The organism is Sphingopyxis sp. J-6 (genome assembly GCF_046603995.1).
Classification (GTDB): Bacteria; Pseudomonadota; Alphaproteobacteria; order Sphingomonadales; family Sphingomonadaceae; genus Sphingopyxis.
In genome coordinates, this window is record NZ_CP145810.1 from 4546855 (window position 1) to 4562222 (window position 15368).

A 15368-nucleotide genomic window follows, 5' to 3' on the forward strand; every position below is an offset into this window, starting at 1 on the left:
ACGACGACTTCGGCATTTCCGAATTCCCAAGCAGCGGCGAATCATAGCTGCTTGTTTTGGGGGCATTTTATTTATGAAGCTGACTATTCGCGCCGCGCTTCGCGGCTCGCTTTGTGCTGCCGCTTTGGTGGCGGGATTTTCGGGATCGGCGGGGGCGGCTGAATGCCTGCTCGATACCAATGACGACGGGGTGGTCGATGCCGCCGACACCGACGGCGGGGCGGTATCGGATGGCAGCGGCAGCACGCTGGCGTGCGGGGTGGGCGCCGATGCGACGGGCACCAACAACACCGCGATCGGCGGCAGCGCGAGCGCACCCGGCGATTTGAACACGGCGGTCGGCTATAATGCGCGGGTCCGGGCACAGGTCTCGGGCGTCGCGGTGGGCGCCAATGCGACCGCCGAAACCGATTTTGCCGTGGCGGTCGGCGCAGGCTCCGCAGCGAACGGCGAAGGAGCGGTGGCAATGGGCGCCAGCGCTTCTGCCTATGAACAATCGGTGGCGATCGGCCAGCGCGCTTCTGCCGGTTCGAACGCAATCGCGATCGGTAGCGCTGCGTCGGGCTTTCCGCAGACCGTCGCGAGCGACGTCAATACGATTGCGATCGGCAGCGGTGCTTCCGCGCTGTTTATGCACGGCGTCGCGATCGGCAGCAGTGCGTACAGCAATGGGGCAGGGAGCGTCGCGCTTGGCGACGCGGCGCGCGCGACGAGCGATTATGCACTCGCTCTCGGTGTCGGTGCGGAAGCGACCGAGATGAATGCGCTGGCAATCGGGCTCAACGCCACCGCATCGAATTCGAGCGGCATTGCGATCGGGCGCGAAGCCGGTAGCAGCGGCGAACTCGCCGTCGCTCTGGGGGACAGTGCGGGGGCGAGCGGCGGCTTGTCCATGGCGCTTGGATATGAGGCGCGGGCCGGTCACTATAATTCGGTCGCATTGGGAAGTTTTTCGACCACCGGCGAGGATAATGTGATTTCGGTCGGTTATGTCGGTGGCGAACGGCGGATCACCCATATCGCGGCGGGGGTGAACGACACCGACGCGGTGAATCTGGCGCAGCTCAATGCGGCGCTTGACGGCGAGAACGAATATTTCGCCGTGAGCGGGACAGAGCCGGGCGCCCAGGCAAATGGTCAATATTCTACGGCGGGCGGCGAACAGGCTCGCGCCGAGAGCCAGGGGGCAACCGTAATTGGCTATCACGCACAATCCTTGTCGGACGATTCCTCCGCATTCGGCCGGGAGGCCTATACGAACGGATATCGCGCCGCGTCGTTCGGAGCGTTCGCGCGAGCGGACAATAATTATGCCACGGCGATCGGCGGGGAAGCCATCGCACGCGATCGTCGATCGACGGCGATCGGGCACAATGCCATTGCCGGATCATCGGGCCTCAGCGGATCACTGGGCCAGGTCGCCGTGGGTGCAGGAAGTCGCGCCGAGAATGATTTTTCGACCGCGCTCGGTACGGATGCCGTGGCTTTTTCAAGCGCTTCGGTTGCGGTCGGCGGCGAAGCAAATGTCACGGGCAATGCTGCGGTCGCGGTAGGATATCGCGCCAATGTCACGGGCGACAACAGCGTGGCGCTGGGGAACGGATCACAGGCGACCAGGGCCAACAGCGTTTCCGTAGGCGCGACAGGCAGCGAGCGTCAGATCGTCAGTGTGGCGGCGGGAACCGAGGGCACCGACGCGGTCAACCTCGACCAGCTGAACGCCGTCGGGACGACGGCGAACACCGCGCTGGCCAATGCGGCAACTGCGCAGGGGGTCGCCGATACCGCACTCGCCAACGCCGCCACGGCGCAGTCGACCGCCGATGCCGCGCTCGCGGCGGTGACGTCGGCGCAGGGCGATGCCGGCGCGGCGCTGGCGGCCGCGAACGATGCGCAGGCGACGGCGGGCGAGGCGCTGGCGAATGCCGCCACCGCGCAATCGGCGGCGGCTTCGGCGCAAGGCACCGCCGACACCGCTATCGCTAATGCCGCGACGGCGCAGGCTTCGGCCGATGCGGCGCAGGCGACCGCCGACACCGCGCTCGCCGATGCGGCAACCGCGATCTCGACGGCGAACCAGGCGAACGCCACGGCGGACCTTGCGCTCGCGCGGGTCGACGAGGTGATCGCACAGACGGGCAATGTCGTCGGCAACAACGATGGCGGCGCGGCGCCGAGCGCGACGGGCAATGGCGCGATTGCGGGCGGTTCGGGCACGGTGGCCGAGGGCGAGGGCGCGGTGTCGTTCGGGCTCGACAACCGGGCGACCGGCAATGGTGCGGTGGCGATCGGCGATCCGAATATCGCGACCGGTACCGGTGCGGTGGCGATCGGGGCGAACAACACGGCGACCGGCACCGGTGCGGTGGCGCTGGGCAATGCCAGCACCGCGAGCGGCGCTTCGGCGATTGCGCTGGGCGATGGCGCGACGGCGGCGGGCGCAGGCAATGTCGCGCTCGGCGGCGGCGCCTCGGCGAGCGGCGCGAACAGCGTCGCGCTCGGCAGCGGTTCGGTGGCGGCGGAGGCGAACACCGTCTCGGTCGGCGCGGCGGGGGCCGAACGGCGTCTCGTCAATGTCGCTGCGGGGACGGCGGCGACCGACGCGGTGAACAAGGGCCAGCTCGATAGCGAAGTCGCGGCGCGGCAGACGATGGGGGTCGAACTCGGCGCCGCGATCAGCGCCGAAACCGCGGCGCGCCAGCAGGCCAATCTGCAGATCTCGCAGCGGCTTGCGGTGCAGGAGGCGTCGGTCACCGCGCTGACCACCGGGCTGTCGAACGAAATGTCGGCGCGCATCGCCGCCGACAATGCGCTGTCGCAGCGGATCGACGCGGTGTCGACGCGGCTCGACCAGATCGATTCGCAGATCGCGATCCTCGACGACCGTATCTCGAGCTCGACCGCGGTTGCGTCGGCGCTGTCGGGCAACGCCTTCCTGCCCGACATGAAGTTCAACCTCACCGCGAACGTCGCCACTTACGACGGCGCGCAGGCGGGGTCGATCCAGATGGGCGTGCTGCTCAGCCCGCATGTCGCGCTCAACGCCGGCGTTGCGTCGGGCTTTAACCGCCGCGGCAAGACCGCGGCGCGCGCCGGGGTGACGATCGGCTTCTGATGCCGGTGACGAGAAAGGGGGCGGGCCATGTGGTCCGCCGCCTTTTTGTTGTGGAAAGCCCGTCGGGGATGGTCGCTTTGGGATCACAACGGCAACAACCGGCCGCACGCGGTCGCTGACCGCCTTGCTTGGCCGCGCCGGGATTTTGTGCGAGACTGCGGCATGGCCACGCCCGACCTCAGCGACCGGGAACAATATATCGCCTATCGCCGCGAGTTGCGCGGCGTGGCGCGCTGGTCGCGGCTCGCGGGCTTTGTCCTTGTCGTGATCGCGTTCGCGCTGTTCGTCTGGCCGCAGAGCGGCGGGCCGTGGATGCTCGGGCCGCTGCGCACCGAGACATGGGGCTGGACCGCGCTGGTCGGCGGCTGGCTTATCTGGATTGCGGTCATCGTCCGGCGCACGCGCTATCACAAGGCGCGGCTGGCCGAAGCGGACGAGGCGGCGCGATGAGGCGGCGATGGGCGGCCGCTGCTCTCGCGACGCTGCTGCTCGCCGCGACGCCCCCGGCTGTCAGCGTCGACGATCTGGCTTGGCTGGCGGGCGAGTGGGTGAGCGACGTCGACGGACGCTGGACCGAGGAAAGCTGGACGGCCCCGCGCGGCGGGACGATGATCGGCCACAGCCGGTCGGGGCGCGGCGAGGCGCTTCGCGAATTCGAGTTCCTGCGGATCGCCGTCGTCGACGGCGCCCCGGCCTATATCGCGCAGCCGGGCGGCGGGGCGCCGGTGGCGTTCCGGCTGGCGGCGCATGATGCGGCGAGCGCGACCTTCGAAAATGCCGCGCACGATTATCCGCAGCGCATCCGCTATGTGCTGAGCGGCGACACGCTGACCGCGACCATCTCGGCGATCGACGGGACGAAGGCGCGGAGCTGGAGCTACAGCCGCCGCTAACCCGTCCGCCGCGCGAGCCAGACGCCGGCGACCATCAGCGCGATCCCGGCGATGCGCTTGGTATCGACCGGGAACTGCGCGGCGCCGAACAGACCGAAATGGTCGATCACCGCCGCACTCGCGATCTGGCCGACGAGGACAAAGAAGATCGCGTTGCCGACCCCGAAACGCGGCGCGATGAAGGTCACCGCGATGACGTAGAAGGCGACGAACAGCCCGCCGAAATAGAATATCCACGGGATGTCGCCGGAAAAACGGATGTCGCCGAGCGATCCGGTGACGAGCGCGCCGGTGCCCGCGATCAGCAGCGCGAGACCGAAAAGGATCACCGACGCCGCCATCGGGCTGCCGAGCCGCCCGCCGAGCCCGCCGTTGAGCGCCGCAAGGATCGGGATGCCGACCCCGGTGAGCAGCATGATCGTCGCGAAGGCGGGGGCGTTGCTGCTGGTCATGGCCTGGCTTTCCCCGCTGCCTGGGCGCGATAGTCGAGGACGGGCAAGCCGCCGATGCCCCAGTTTTCGAGCTCGATCTCGTCGATCGTGACGACCGTGGTCGCCGGATTCTTGCCGAGCGTGCGCTGAAGGAGGTCGGTGACTCCCGCGATCAGCTCGCGCTTCTGTTCGGCGGTCGCCCCCTCGCGGGTGATCCTGATATTCACATATGGCATCATATAGCTCCTTTGGCGGGCCACCCCGGCATCGCCGGAAAGTCCGGCAGCGCGGCAATCCGGCGCGTCCAGTCGCCGATCGCCGGCCAAGCTGCGATATCGATCCCCGCGTCGCCCATAAGCGCCAGATAGGGGCTTGCCGCAAGGTCGGCGATCGTCAGCCGCCCGCCGGCGAGCCAGTCGCGGCGTTCGAGATGCGCCTCGACCACCGGCAGGATGCGCGCCGTGACGGCGGCGGCATGGTCTTCGGCGATCGCGGCACCGAACTTGCGCTGGAGGCGGAGGGTCGCGGGGCCGTTCGCGATCTCGTTGGCGGCGTGCGACAGCCAGACATGGATTGCGCCCCGTTCCTCGGGGGTTTCGCCGTCCCAGTCGCCGGGGCGATGCCGCGCGGCGAGGCAGGCGAGGATGGCCTGGCTGTCGCGGAGCATGAGATCGCCGTCGACGAACAGCGGTATCTGCCGCATCGGGGTGAGCGCGGCGAAGGTGTCGGACTGGCGCGCCGCCGCGTCGGTACCGATTTCGTCCCACGGCACGCCGAGAAAGGCGAGCGCCATGCGGACCTTGTGCGTGTTCCCCGACAAGGGCGAGCCGTAAAGGCGGATCATCGTCATTCTCCTGATAGCTGGGCGCGCAGCGCCGTGACTTCGGCGCGCAACTGGTTGAGTTCGGCCGCCATTGGGCGCACCGCGGCGGAAATCTGGTCCTCGGTGAAACGCGGCGTGATATGCTGCGAGCAATTCCATTCCCAGCCGATCACGTCGATGAGGAAGGCGCGCTCGGGCGTCGCCTGATAGCCGGCCGGCATCAGCGAGGTGACGAGCGCGGGATCGTCGGCGAGTTCGACGGTACGCGCATTGCCGAGCAGTTTCAGCCGTGCGCGGTTGGGGTAGTCCATGAGAAACAGCGACACGCGGTCGTCGCCCGCGAGATTGGCGGCGCTGATATATTGGCGGTTGCCGCGATAGTCGGCGAAACCGATGCGATTGCCCTCGATATGGCGGAGGAAACCGGCGGGGCCGCCGCGATGCTGCATATAGGGCCAGCCGTCGGCGGTGACGCTCGCCATATAGAAGCTGTCGCGCGCTGCGATGAATTCCGCTTCGCGCGGCCCGATCGGATCGGGCGTGCCGTCGGCACCGAGTTCCATCCGCGCATAGGCAGCGCGCGACCCCTGCTGTTCCTGCATCGCGCGCGCCGCGTCGGTGAAGATGGTGTGGAGATAGTTGCGGGCCATCGCGGGATTTCCTTCCTTCACGACCGATGTAGGTCGTTGCGTTTGGCGCGATAATCTGTGAAAAATGAACAACTCTATTTCACAAAATGGAATAATCGGTGGACCGGCTGCTTACGCTCGAGATGTTCGTCGCGGTCGCGGGCGAAGGCGGCTTCGCTGCCGCGGCGCGCAAGCTCGGCAGTTCGCCGCCGGCGGTGACGCGCGGGATCGCGGCGCTCGAAGCGCGGTTGGGGACCAGCCTGTTCCATCGCTCGACGCGCGCGGTGGCGCTCACCGATGCCGGCGCGGCGTTCCTTGGCGAGGCGCGGCGCATCCTTGCCGACCTCGCGGGGGCCGAACGCGAGGTGCGCGGGGCGCAGGCCGACCCGCGCGGGCAGCTCTACCTGACCGCGCCGGCGACCTTCGGGCGGCTCCATGTGCTGCCGGTGGTACGCGCGCTGCTCGAACAGCACCGCGATCTCGGCGTGCGGATGATGCTGATCGACCGCAATGTCCGCATCGTCGAGGAGGGGATCGACGTCGCGGTGCGGATCGGGCCGCTCGCCGATTCGAGCCTGAAGGCGGTGCGGATCGGCGCGGTGCGCCAGATGCTCGCGGCGAGTCCCGCCTATCTGGCGCGGCGCGGCGCACCCGCGCGGCTCGCCGAGCTCGCCGACCATGATCTGATCGGCACGATGGGACCGCGCGCGGTGAACGAGTGGCAGTTCGCCAGCGGCCGCTGGCGGCTCGAACCGCGGCCGCGGCTGGTGCTGAGCACCGTCGACGCCGCACTCGCGGCGGCCGAGGCGGGGCTGGGGATCGCCAATCTGCTGAGCTACCAGCTCGCCGATGCGCTTGCCGCTGGGCGGCTGATTTCGCTGCTGTCCGGCGAGCAGCCGCCGGCATTGCCGGTCCACCTGCTGTTCGAACCGTCGCGCGCCGCCCTGCCTGCGGTGCGGCTGTTCGTCGCGGCGATGAAGGCGCGGGCGCGGATGGCGGGGCTGGTTTGAGCGGGGCCGCGCCGCGGGCGCGAACCCGTAAACATGATCCATGTTAGCGCGCCGCCGCGAAACATGGTATAGACAGGGTCGACGACTGCGGTTCCACCCAGATCGGCTTTTCGTGGTTCCGGCTTAATGCCGCAGTCCCTCGTTGCATACGGCCAGCCGATCGTCCCACGCCAAGAGCCAGGTAGCGCTTGCTCGCGACAGTCGAGGAGTATCGCCGTGCGTGCTTTCCATCTCTTGATCGACGAAGCCGAACCGCGGCGCATAGACTTCCACGCCGAAGGCCCTGACCATGCGTTCCAGATCGCGCGCAACGAAAATCAGGGCGTGAACGTTACGCTCTGGGAAGGCGAGAGATTGCTTGCCCGGATGACCAAGACCGAAGCGAATGTCTGGAAACTGCACCCGCTCGGTTGAATGTCGTCCTTCGCCGTCTGTAGGGCCATCGCGAGGATGATATGTCGAGTGATGTTACGCGTCTGTCCCAGTGGATGGACCATCATCGCACCCGGATGGAGCTCGGTCCGCTCAGCATCCTGATCAGGAAATTGCTCAGCCACAGCCCGCTTTCGACCGCCGACCAGCAGGCGATCGCCGCGCTGCCGCACAAGGTCAGGCGCCTGCAGCCGGGCGAATCGATCCTGCGCGAGGGCGATCAGGCCGAAATCTGCCCGGTCCTGCTGAGCGGCTTCGCCTATCGCCAGAAGGTCGCCTCGGACGGCGGGCGCCAGATTGTGGCGCTCAAGCTGCCCGGCGATGCGCTCGACCTGCAGTCGCTCTATCTGCACAAGGCCGATCACGACATCCGCATGCTGACCAATGTCGAAATGGCGCTGTTGCCGCTGGCGGCGATGGAGCAACTGACGATCGCACGCCCGGCGGTGGCGCGCGCGATATTGATCGATATCCTCGTCGAGGCATCGATCGGCCGCGAATGGCTGCTCAACATCGGCCGCCGCAACGCGCTGGCACGGCTCGCGCACCTGCTGTGCGAGTTGCACGACCGGGTGAGCGACATCGCGAGCGAGACGAGCGAATATTTCGAAATACCGTTGACGCAGGAACAGCTCGCCGACCTGCTCGGGCTCACCCCGGTGCATATCAACCGCATGGTCCGCCAGCTCGAAAAAATGGGCGCCATCGGCCGTCCGTCGCGCTCGCTGACGATCCTCAACCTGTCGGAACTGGCAAAAATATCCAATTTCTCGTCGGCTTACCTGCATCGAAACAATATCTCGGGGGTTTGACCGAATAGCCTCATACGGGCCGGGAGTTTTCCGATGCCGCAATATTTCTTCAATACGTCGAACGGATCGCCGCATATCGACGATGCCGGTATGGAGCTTCCCGACATCGGCGCGGCGCGGCGCGAGGCGATCCGCTATGGCGGCAGCCTGCTCAGCGACGATCCCGACATGGTGATGCAGGACAATGGTTTTCGCATCGATGTCGTGGACGCGGCCGGCGGCCATTGTTTTGCGGTGCGGGTGGTGATCGAAGACTAGGCGGGTCGCCGCGCGCCTCTCTTGGGAATCTTGGCAATCTGGGTTAAGTTTCCCGCAAATGCCGGCGTCGGCCGGGCGGCTGCGGGGAGCCAACGCATGCGCCATTCGTTCGTTCGACATGCCTGACCCAAAGACCGACAATCCTTCTGCCTGCTTTGCGGAATTCATTGCCGACCGCGATTTCCCCTGTCTCGGCGCCAAATCGGCGCTCGCGAATGGCGGAATCCGGGTGATCGCGGCACGCGACCTGACGAGTGGTTGGAACGACCTTGCGATCCACCGCGCGCTGATCGACTGGGCGGACGCCTATCGCCACGATCCCGACGGATTTCGCAGCCTTGTCGTCATTTTCGAGGGGCCGGACGATCTCGACGAGAAACAGTTCGAGGCGGCGCTGTGGGACCGGCTCCAGTCGCTCGCCGAAAAGGATGCGTGGAAGGGGATGGACTATGATCCGCGCGTCTGCTCGGACCCGGGCAATCCCCATTTCTCGTTGAGCTTCGCCGGCGAGGCCTATTTCGTCGTCGGCCTGCACCCGCGCGCCTCGCGCCCGGCGCGCCGCTTTGCCCGCCCGGCGCTCGTCTTCAACCTGCATGACCAGTTCGAACGGTTGCGCACCGATGGGCGCTACGAGCGGATGCGCGAACGCATTCTGGCGCGCGACGCCGAACTGGCGGGAAGCGTCAATCCGATGCTCGCGCGCCACGGCGAGGTGAGCGAGGCGGCGCAATATAGCGGCCGTGCGGTTGGTCCCGGCTGGACGCCGCCCTTTCGCGATCCGCGATCGGCATGACGGCCCGCGTCATTCCGCCGCGCAGCGGGGTCGCATTTCCCCTGCGCACCGGCGAGGTGCTGCGCGTCATCGATCCCGAAGGCGGGCAGGTCAGCGACATGCTCGCCTTCATGGCGGCCGATGTCGGCGAGGCGCTGTCGAACGGGCGGACTTTCGATTATGAAGAGACGATCCGGCTCACGACGGGGAACCGGCTGTGGTCGAACCGGTCGCAGCCGATGCTCGAGATCGTCGAGGACAGCGCGGGGACGCACGATTTCCTGCTGACGCCGTGCAGCGAGGCGACCTTCCGGCACTTCTACCCCGACAAGCCGGTTCACCGTGGCTGCTTCGGCAATCTCGCCGAAGCGCTGGCGCCGTTCGGGATCGGGCCCGACGCGATCCCGGTCGCGTTCAACATCTTCATGAACGTGCCGGTCGATGGCGAGGGCAAGCTTCGCGTGATCGCCCCCGCGACGCGGGCGGGCGATTTCATCCGCCTGCGCGCGCTGGCCGATCTGGTGGTCGGGCTGACCGCCTGTTCGGCCTATGATAGCTGCGGCGGCGCCTTCAAGCCGATCCACTATGCGATCGAGCGCGAAGCGCCCGGCGCCGAATCATGATCCAGATCATATATCCGCAAAAAAAGCCCGCTCGGGTGCGGTTTGCCGTGTTGACGCCGGTCCGGGCGCCGATAACATCCGGCGCACTACCTGACCTTCCGTCACCAACCGCGGAAGGACACTGTTGGGCTCGCCTCCCGATCGCGTAGCCATATGCATCAGAGGCCGGAAAGGCTCCGCCGCAAGGCGGGGCCTTTTTGCCAATCGGGAACGCGTCGCGCCAGCACGGGTCAGACGCCGCGCATCAGCCCCGGCACGAGCGGCAGCAGTTCGCGGGCGAGATAGCCGATCGGCCCGACGGTTTCGGCCAGCCGCCGCCCGGCTTCGCCATGCAGCCATATGCCCCACGCGCTGGCGTGCAGCGGCGAGAGCCCCTGCGCGCCGAGCCCGGCGATCAGCCCCGCGAGCACGTCGCCCGACCCGCTGACTGCAAGGCCGAGGCCGCCGCCGGCATAAGAGAGACAGGTGTCCTCGGCCATCAGGTGGCTCGTCGCGCCCTTGACCATGACGGCGGTGCGATAGGTTTCGGCGGCGCGGGCGAGCGCCGCCAGCGGGTCGCGCGCGACCTCGTCCCTTTCGGTGCCGAGCAGCGCCGCGAGTTCGCCCTCGTGCGGAGTGAGCACCGTATGCCGGCCGCGGGCGGCGATGGCATCGGCATGGTCGGTCGCGGCGCGAAGCGCGAAGGCGTCGAGCAGCAGGAACATGTCGTCGGGCAGCGCGGGGAGCAGCGCGGCGAGCAGCGCCCGGACGCCATCCTCGTCGATCATCGCCGGTCCGAAGACGATCGCATCGTGGTTGGCGATTTCCGCAAGCAGCAACTCGGCGCTTTCGGGCGCGATCTCGCCGCCCGGCGTTTCGGGCAGCGCGACGACTGCACACGCCGGAAAGGCGACGCCGATGGCGATCGCGGCGGAGGCGATGGTGGCGATCGTCACCTTGCCGGCGCCGGCGCGGAATGCCGCCTCGGCAGTGAGCAGCATGCCGCCGGGCACGCGGCGGCAGCCGCCGATGACGAGCACCCGCCCGCGGCCGTTCTTGTCGACATTGTCGTGGTGATCGGGAAGCGGGTTCGCCTTGAGCCAGGCGGTGTCGAGCGGGACGGGCTCAGCCACGCGCGGCGACCATCGCATCGGGTTCGCGAGTGACCGGAACCTCGCCCGCCATCGGCGCCGTCACATTGTAGCGCGACAGGACAAGGTTGCCGTCGCGACCGATCTTTGGATCGAAGCGATATTCGGTGATCGCGCAATTGGCGACATCGCCCTTTTTGTCGATGCCGAGGATCTCGCGCTCGCCGAGATTTTCGATGATCGTGCGCAGGCACAGGACGACAACCTGGTGCGCGACGATCATCACGCGGCGGCCGCCATAATGCAGCGACACCGTGTCGAGCAGCGAGCGCAGCCGCAGGATGACGTCGCACCAGCTCTCGCCGCCCGGCGGGCGATGATAGAATTTGCCGAGCGTCGCGCGAAATTCGGCCTGTTCGGGATGCGCCGCCTCGATACCGAGCCGGGTGAGGCCGTCGAGAATGCCGAATTCCTTCTCGCGCAGGCGTTCGTCGATGCAGATTTTCTCGTCGGGCTCGCAACCGCCGGCGGCGCGGAAAATCTCCGCGGTCTGGATTGCGCGGAGATAGGGCGAGGCGAGCATGATTTCGGGGCGCCCGTCTTCCTCGCCGGCGGCGAACCATTCGCCGAGTGCGCGCGATTGCTCTTCGCCGAGCCCCGACAGCGGGACATCGACGTCGCGGTGATCGAGCGCGATGCGCAGGTCGCCGGCGGCGTCGGCGGCGTCGCGCGCGACATTGCCCGCGCTCTGGCCGTGGCGAACGACCCACAGCACCGAGGGCCAGCGAGGTGTCATCGCGATGTTCCGGTCTGTGTCATAGGAAGGGAACGCAGCGACCGCGTCGCGGTTGCGGATCGATGGTCGATCTGCGGCCGCCAGCGCCCGGCAAAAAGATTCGCCTCCGCCGCAAACTTAACCTGTGTGAATGTGAGTCTGTCACATACCGCACATCACGCGCCTATGACGGGGGCGTACAGCGTGACATTCGGCCGCATTCTCAATCGACTGCTCAGCCCCGCCGAACGGATGGTCTGGGAAGCCAGCCTGGCGCGCAACGCGCGCGACCATGCCAAGGGCACCGACATCGCGCGCGAAGGCGAGCGTCCGGCGGCGCTGCGCGTTGTGCTGTCGGGCTGGGCGCAGAAATACAAGCAACTACCCGACGGCCGCCGCCAGATCCTCGCGCTCGTCCTGCCCGGCCAGGCCTGCGATCTCGACCTGTTCACGGTGGCGCGTACCGACCATTCGCTGGCGGCCGTCCGGCGGCTGACCGTCGCCGAAATCGGCCGTCAGGAGGCGGCTTCGCTGCTCCGGCAATGCCCGAACCTCGCGCAGTTGCTGTGCTGGGGCGAGATCGTCACCGCGGCGATCCAGCGCGAATGGACGATCAACATCGGTCAGCGCAATGCGATCGAGCGCGTCGCGCAGCTAATGTGCGAAATCTTCGCGCGGCAGCAGGGTATCCCGGCGGCGGGCGGCGGCGAATGCGATTTCCTGCTCACCCAGTGGCAGCTCGCCGAGGCGACGGGGCTGACGCAGGTGCACGTCAACCGCACGGTGCAGGAATTGCGGCGGCGCTGTTCGGTCGAACTGCGCAACCTCCGGCTGTTCATTCCCGACTTCGCCGAGCTGGCGGATATCGCGGCGTTCAACGCCAATTATCTCCATCTCGACGAGACCGAGCTGGCGGTCGACCGGGCGGTCGCATTGTTCGGTGGCATCGGGCGCGACTGAGCGGACGGCCGCCGTTCGTCATCGTCCTGCAAGATTTCTTGCCCGGCCAGATGTCCCCCGGTCGCTGTCGTGCGTCCTTCCCTTTCGATAGCCCGGCAAAGCGGGCGCCAAGGGGGACGATATTTCATGCGACTGTTCAGACTAGCCCTTCATGCTTCGATCGCGACGAGTGCATTGGCCGCGGCGGCGCTCGCCGTGCCCGCACAGGCGCAGGCGGAAGATCGGACCTATCGCTTCGCCATTCCGGCGCAGGATATGAAGGCCAGCCTCCGCGCGTTGGCGCGGACCTCGGGGCAGCAGATCGGCTTCGACAGCGCGGCGTTGCAGGGCAAGCGGGCGCCGGCGCTTAACGGCACTTTCTCGGTGCGCGACGGCGTGGCGCGGCTGCTCGCCGGCTCGGGTCTTGAGCCGAGCTGGGGGCGTTCGGGCGTGCTCGTCATCCGCCCCGCCCCGCGCAAGCCGGGCGCCGCCTATCAGGCGCCGAACCGGGGCGCGGACGCGGCCATGGCCGGCGCCGACGACGGCGAAATCGTCGTCACGGCGCGCAAGTCAAACGAGCGCATTCAGGATGTCCCGGTGTCGCTGACCGCGGTGACCGCCGACGCGCTGCGCGATCGCGGGGCGGCGGACATCAAGGACGTGCTGCGCAGCGTTCCGGGGCTCGCCAATTACGGCACCGAACGCGGGCTGTCGCGCTACAGCATCCGCGGCCTGTCGACCTATGCCTCCTCGCCGACGGTCGGCATCTATCTCGACGATATCTCGCTGGTGACGGTTTCGACCACCTTCAGCGGCGCCTATGACCCGATGTTCTTCGACATGGAGCGCGTCGAGGTGCTGAAGGGGCCGCAGGGTACGCTCTATGGCGGCAGCGCGATGGGCGGCGCGATCAAATATGTCAGCGCACGTCCCGATCCGACGCGGTTCAGCGTCGATACCGCGATCGGTGCCGCGATCACCGACGGCGGCGGGCCGTCGTACAATGGCGAAGTCGTGGTCAATGCGCCGATCGTCGAGGACAAGCTCGCGGTGCGCGCGGGCTTCTATTACCGCCATGACGGCGGTTTCGTCGACAACCGGCCGGGCGATATCCGCGTCCTGTTGCGGTCGAGCACGCCCTTCCCCGATTATACGCCGGTGGTGCAGGACAGCCTGTCGAACCGGACGAAGAAGAACCGCAACTATGGCGACACCTATGTCGGGCGATTGTCGTTCGAATGGCGCCCCGACGAGAGCTGGACGATCCGGCCGCAGCTTTTCTATCAGGATTACAAGCAGGGCGACACCGGCGACATGTTCATCGGCCGCCCCGACCGGTCGGGCTCCTATCGCATCGCCCAGCCCAATTACGACCGTGCCGGCATCTACAGCCTCAGCGTCGAAAAGGAGCTGGGCGGGGTGAAGGCGACCTCGCTCACCGCCTATTTCGACCGCACCTTCCGCTACGTCCGCGACTACAGCTTTTACATCGGCGGGCTGATCCCGGCGCTATATCCGTTCACCAGCACCAATGTGTCCGACAGCTTCACCAAGACGTTCAGCCAGGAAGTGCGGCTGGCGTCGGACAATGATTCGCCGTTCCAATGGGTGATCGGCGGTTATTATTCGAGCCAGGACGACCGGCTGATCCAGGCGGTCAACACCCCGGGGATGAGCGCCTTCTTCGGTACCGATCTTGCCTATTACGGCAATATCTTCACCAACACGAAGCAATATGCCGGCTTCGGCGAGGCAAGCTATGCGCTGTTCGACGGCTTCGACGTCACCGCCGGGGTGCGCGTGTTCAAGGTCGAACAGCTCGTCAACGCGCGCACCGACGGCGTGTTCGCGGGCGGCCCGAACGCCATCCCCGACCGCCGCAACAAGGAAGACGGGATCAACCCCAAATTCGGCCTGTCGTACAAGGTGACGCGCGACAATCTCCTCTACGCCTCGGCCGCCAAGGGCTTCCGCCCCGGCGGGATCAATCGCGACCGGATCGACCCCGATCTCTGCCGCACCGATCTCGATAATCTCGGCATCGAAAACGCGCCCGACAGCTTCGGATCGGACAATCTGTGGACCTATGAAGCCGGGACCAAGAACATGTTCGGCGGCGGCAAGGTGATGCTCAACGCTTCGGCCTATTACACCGAATGGAAGGAGATCCAGCAGGCGATCGGGCTGCCGAGCTGCGGCTTCGGCTTCACCGACAATGTCGGCAGCGCCGAGGTGAAGGGCTTCGAACTCGAGGCGCGCGTCGAACCGCTCCGCGGGTTCCAGATCGGCGGGACCGCTGCCTATACCAGCAGCAAGATCACCGAAGCCGTTCCGGGTACCTCGGCAAAGAAGGGCGACGCGCTGCCCGACGTGCCGAAGTGGATGGCGACCGCCTATGCCGGTTACCGGACCGAATTGTCGGGGCTGTGGGAACTCGATGTCCGCGGCGAATATCAGTATCAGGGCAAGGCGCCCTATACGTTCGATACCGAGGTGCCGATCACCTTCCCGGGCGGCGAGGTCGACTATATCCCGAACCCGATCCTCGAACGGAAAAGCTATCAGGTGGTCAACGCCTTCGCGTCGCTGAGCCGCGACAATACGACGGTCAGGCTCTACGCCAACAACCTGTTCAACGTCCATCCGCAGCTCGACACCGACCTGTCGATCGGCGCGGACCGTTTCTCGACGATCCGCCCGCGGACCTTCGGCGTCGAATTGCGGCAGGGGTTCTGAGGGCTGTTTCCGGCCGGTTGTTGCCGTTTAGGCCAACTCTTATCCGTTCG

Annotated in this window: 17 protein-coding genes; 11 read left to right on the forward strand and 6 right to left on the reverse strand. The window is 67.0% G+C overall.

The genetic code is table 11. The annotated features are described in order from the left end of the window. The first annotated feature begins 73 nt into the window (after nucleotides 1-73). The 3 genes from V6U71_RS21755 to V6U71_RS21765 all read left to right on the forward strand — a co-directional run bounded on the left by V6U71_RS21755 (nucleotide 74) and on the right by V6U71_RS21765 (nucleotide 4008). Nucleotides 74-3115: a hypothetical protein gene (locus V6U71_RS21755; RefSeq protein ID WP_411340363.1), complete on the forward strand. Its 3042-nt coding sequence runs from the start codon at nucleotides 74-76 to the stop codon at nucleotides 3113-3115. 162 nt (nucleotides 3116-3277) lie between these two features. Then, complete coding sequence (locus V6U71_RS21760) at nucleotides 3278-3565, forward strand: hypothetical protein (protein ID WP_411340364.1); 288 nt, start codon at nucleotides 3278-3280, stop codon at nucleotides 3563-3565. Next, nucleotides 3562-4008: a DUF6265 family protein gene (locus V6U71_RS21765; RefSeq protein WP_411340365.1), complete on the forward strand. Its 447-nt coding sequence runs from the start codon at nucleotides 3562-3564 to the stop codon at nucleotides 4006-4008. The genes V6U71_RS21760 and V6U71_RS21765 overlap by 4 nt, the downstream gene beginning before the upstream one ends. On the opposite strand, the gene V6U71_RS21770 is transcribed toward V6U71_RS21765, so the two are convergent. Genes V6U71_RS21770 through V6U71_RS21785 form a run of 4 tightly spaced genes read right to left on the reverse strand, consistent with a single transcriptional unit; the run spans nucleotide 4005 to nucleotide 5912 of the window. After that, nucleotides 4005-4460 (reverse strand): DMT family transporter, encoded by a 456-nt coding sequence (locus V6U71_RS21770; RefSeq protein WP_411340366.1) that lies wholly within the window; start codon nucleotides 4458-4460, stop codon nucleotides 4005-4007. The two genes, V6U71_RS21765 and V6U71_RS21770, sit on opposite strands and share 4 nt — an antisense overlap. Next, nucleotides 4457-4675, reverse strand: coding sequence for a tautomerase family protein (locus V6U71_RS21775; protein ID WP_411340367.1), 219 nt, complete (start codon nucleotides 4673-4675; stop codon nucleotides 4457-4459). Before V6U71_RS21775 ends, V6U71_RS21770 begins: the two co-directional genes overlap by 4 nt. Further along, the gene (locus tag V6U71_RS21780; protein WP_411340368.1) at nucleotides 4675-5283 is read right to left on the reverse strand and encodes a glutathione S-transferase family protein; all 609 of its coding nucleotides are present in this window, start codon (nucleotides 5281-5283) and stop codon (nucleotides 4675-4677) included. The genes V6U71_RS21775 and V6U71_RS21780 overlap by 1 nt, the downstream gene beginning before the upstream one ends. Before the next feature lie 2 nt (nucleotides 5284-5285). Beyond that, the gene (locus V6U71_RS21785) at nucleotides 5286-5912 is read right to left on the reverse strand and encodes a pyridoxamine 5'-phosphate oxidase family protein (RefSeq protein ID WP_411340369.1); all 627 of its coding nucleotides are present in this window, start codon (nucleotides 5910-5912) and stop codon (nucleotides 5286-5288) included. 98 nt (nucleotides 5913-6010) lie between these two features. Between V6U71_RS21785 and V6U71_RS21790 the strand changes: the two genes are divergently transcribed. From V6U71_RS21790 to V6U71_RS21815, 6 genes are all read left to right on the forward strand, one after another. Beyond that, nucleotides 6011-6901: a LysR substrate-binding domain-containing protein gene (locus V6U71_RS21790; RefSeq protein WP_411340370.1), complete on the forward strand. Its 891-nt coding sequence runs from the start codon at nucleotides 6011-6013 to the stop codon at nucleotides 6899-6901. A 216-nt stretch (nucleotides 6902-7117) separates the two neighbouring features. Further along, entirely contained in the window at nucleotides 7118-7315 is a 198-nt protein-coding gene (locus V6U71_RS21795; RefSeq protein WP_411340371.1) for a hypothetical protein, read from the forward strand. A 41-nt stretch (nucleotides 7316-7356) separates the two neighbouring features. Continuing rightward, a complete protein-coding gene (locus V6U71_RS21800; protein ID WP_411340372.1) occupies nucleotides 7357-8145 on the forward strand; it encodes a Crp/Fnr family transcriptional regulator in 789 nt (262 codons plus the stop codon). 33 nt (nucleotides 8146-8178) lie between these two features. Next, a complete protein-coding gene (locus V6U71_RS21805; protein ID WP_411340373.1) occupies nucleotides 8179-8403 on the forward strand; it encodes a DUF6894 family protein in 225 nt (74 codons plus the stop codon). Between the two features lie 118 nt (nucleotides 8404-8521). Next, nucleotides 8522-9196, forward strand: coding sequence for a guanitoxin biosynthesis heme-dependent pre-guanitoxin N-hydroxylase GntA (gntA, locus tag V6U71_RS21810; protein ID WP_411340374.1), 675 nt, complete (start codon nucleotides 8522-8524; stop codon nucleotides 9194-9196). Then, nucleotides 9193-9798, forward strand: a complete 606-nt coding sequence (locus tag V6U71_RS21815) for a DUF1989 domain-containing protein (protein ID WP_411340375.1) — start codon at nucleotides 9193-9195, stop codon at nucleotides 9796-9798. Before gntA ends, V6U71_RS21815 begins: the two co-directional genes overlap by 4 nt. Before the next feature lie 230 nt (nucleotides 9799-10028). On the opposite strand, the gene V6U71_RS21820 is transcribed toward V6U71_RS21815, so the two are convergent. Then, nucleotides 10029-10910, reverse strand: a complete 882-nt coding sequence (locus V6U71_RS21820; RefSeq protein ID WP_411340376.1) for an NAD(P)H-hydrate dehydratase — start codon at nucleotides 10908-10910, stop codon at nucleotides 10029-10031. Further along, the gene (locus V6U71_RS21825; RefSeq protein WP_411340377.1) at nucleotides 10903-11664 is read right to left on the reverse strand and encodes a histidine phosphatase family protein; all 762 of its coding nucleotides are present in this window, start codon (nucleotides 11662-11664) and stop codon (nucleotides 10903-10905) included. Before V6U71_RS21825 ends, V6U71_RS21820 begins: the two co-directional genes overlap by 8 nt. A 165-nt stretch (nucleotides 11665-11829) precedes the next feature. On the opposite strand from V6U71_RS21825, the gene V6U71_RS21830 reads away from it, so the two are divergent. Together V6U71_RS21830 and V6U71_RS21835 are read left to right on the forward strand one after the other, a co-directional pair. Further along, nucleotides 11830-12603: a Crp/Fnr family transcriptional regulator gene (locus tag V6U71_RS21830; RefSeq protein WP_411340378.1), complete on the forward strand. Its 774-nt coding sequence runs from the start codon at nucleotides 11830-11832 to the stop codon at nucleotides 12601-12603. Between the two features lie 126 nt (nucleotides 12604-12729). Further along, the gene (locus V6U71_RS21835; RefSeq protein WP_411340379.1) at nucleotides 12730-15318 is read left to right on the forward strand and encodes a TonB-dependent receptor domain-containing protein; all 2589 of its coding nucleotides are present in this window, start codon (nucleotides 12730-12732) and stop codon (nucleotides 15316-15318) included. Nucleotides 15319-15368: the final 50 nt, after the last annotated feature.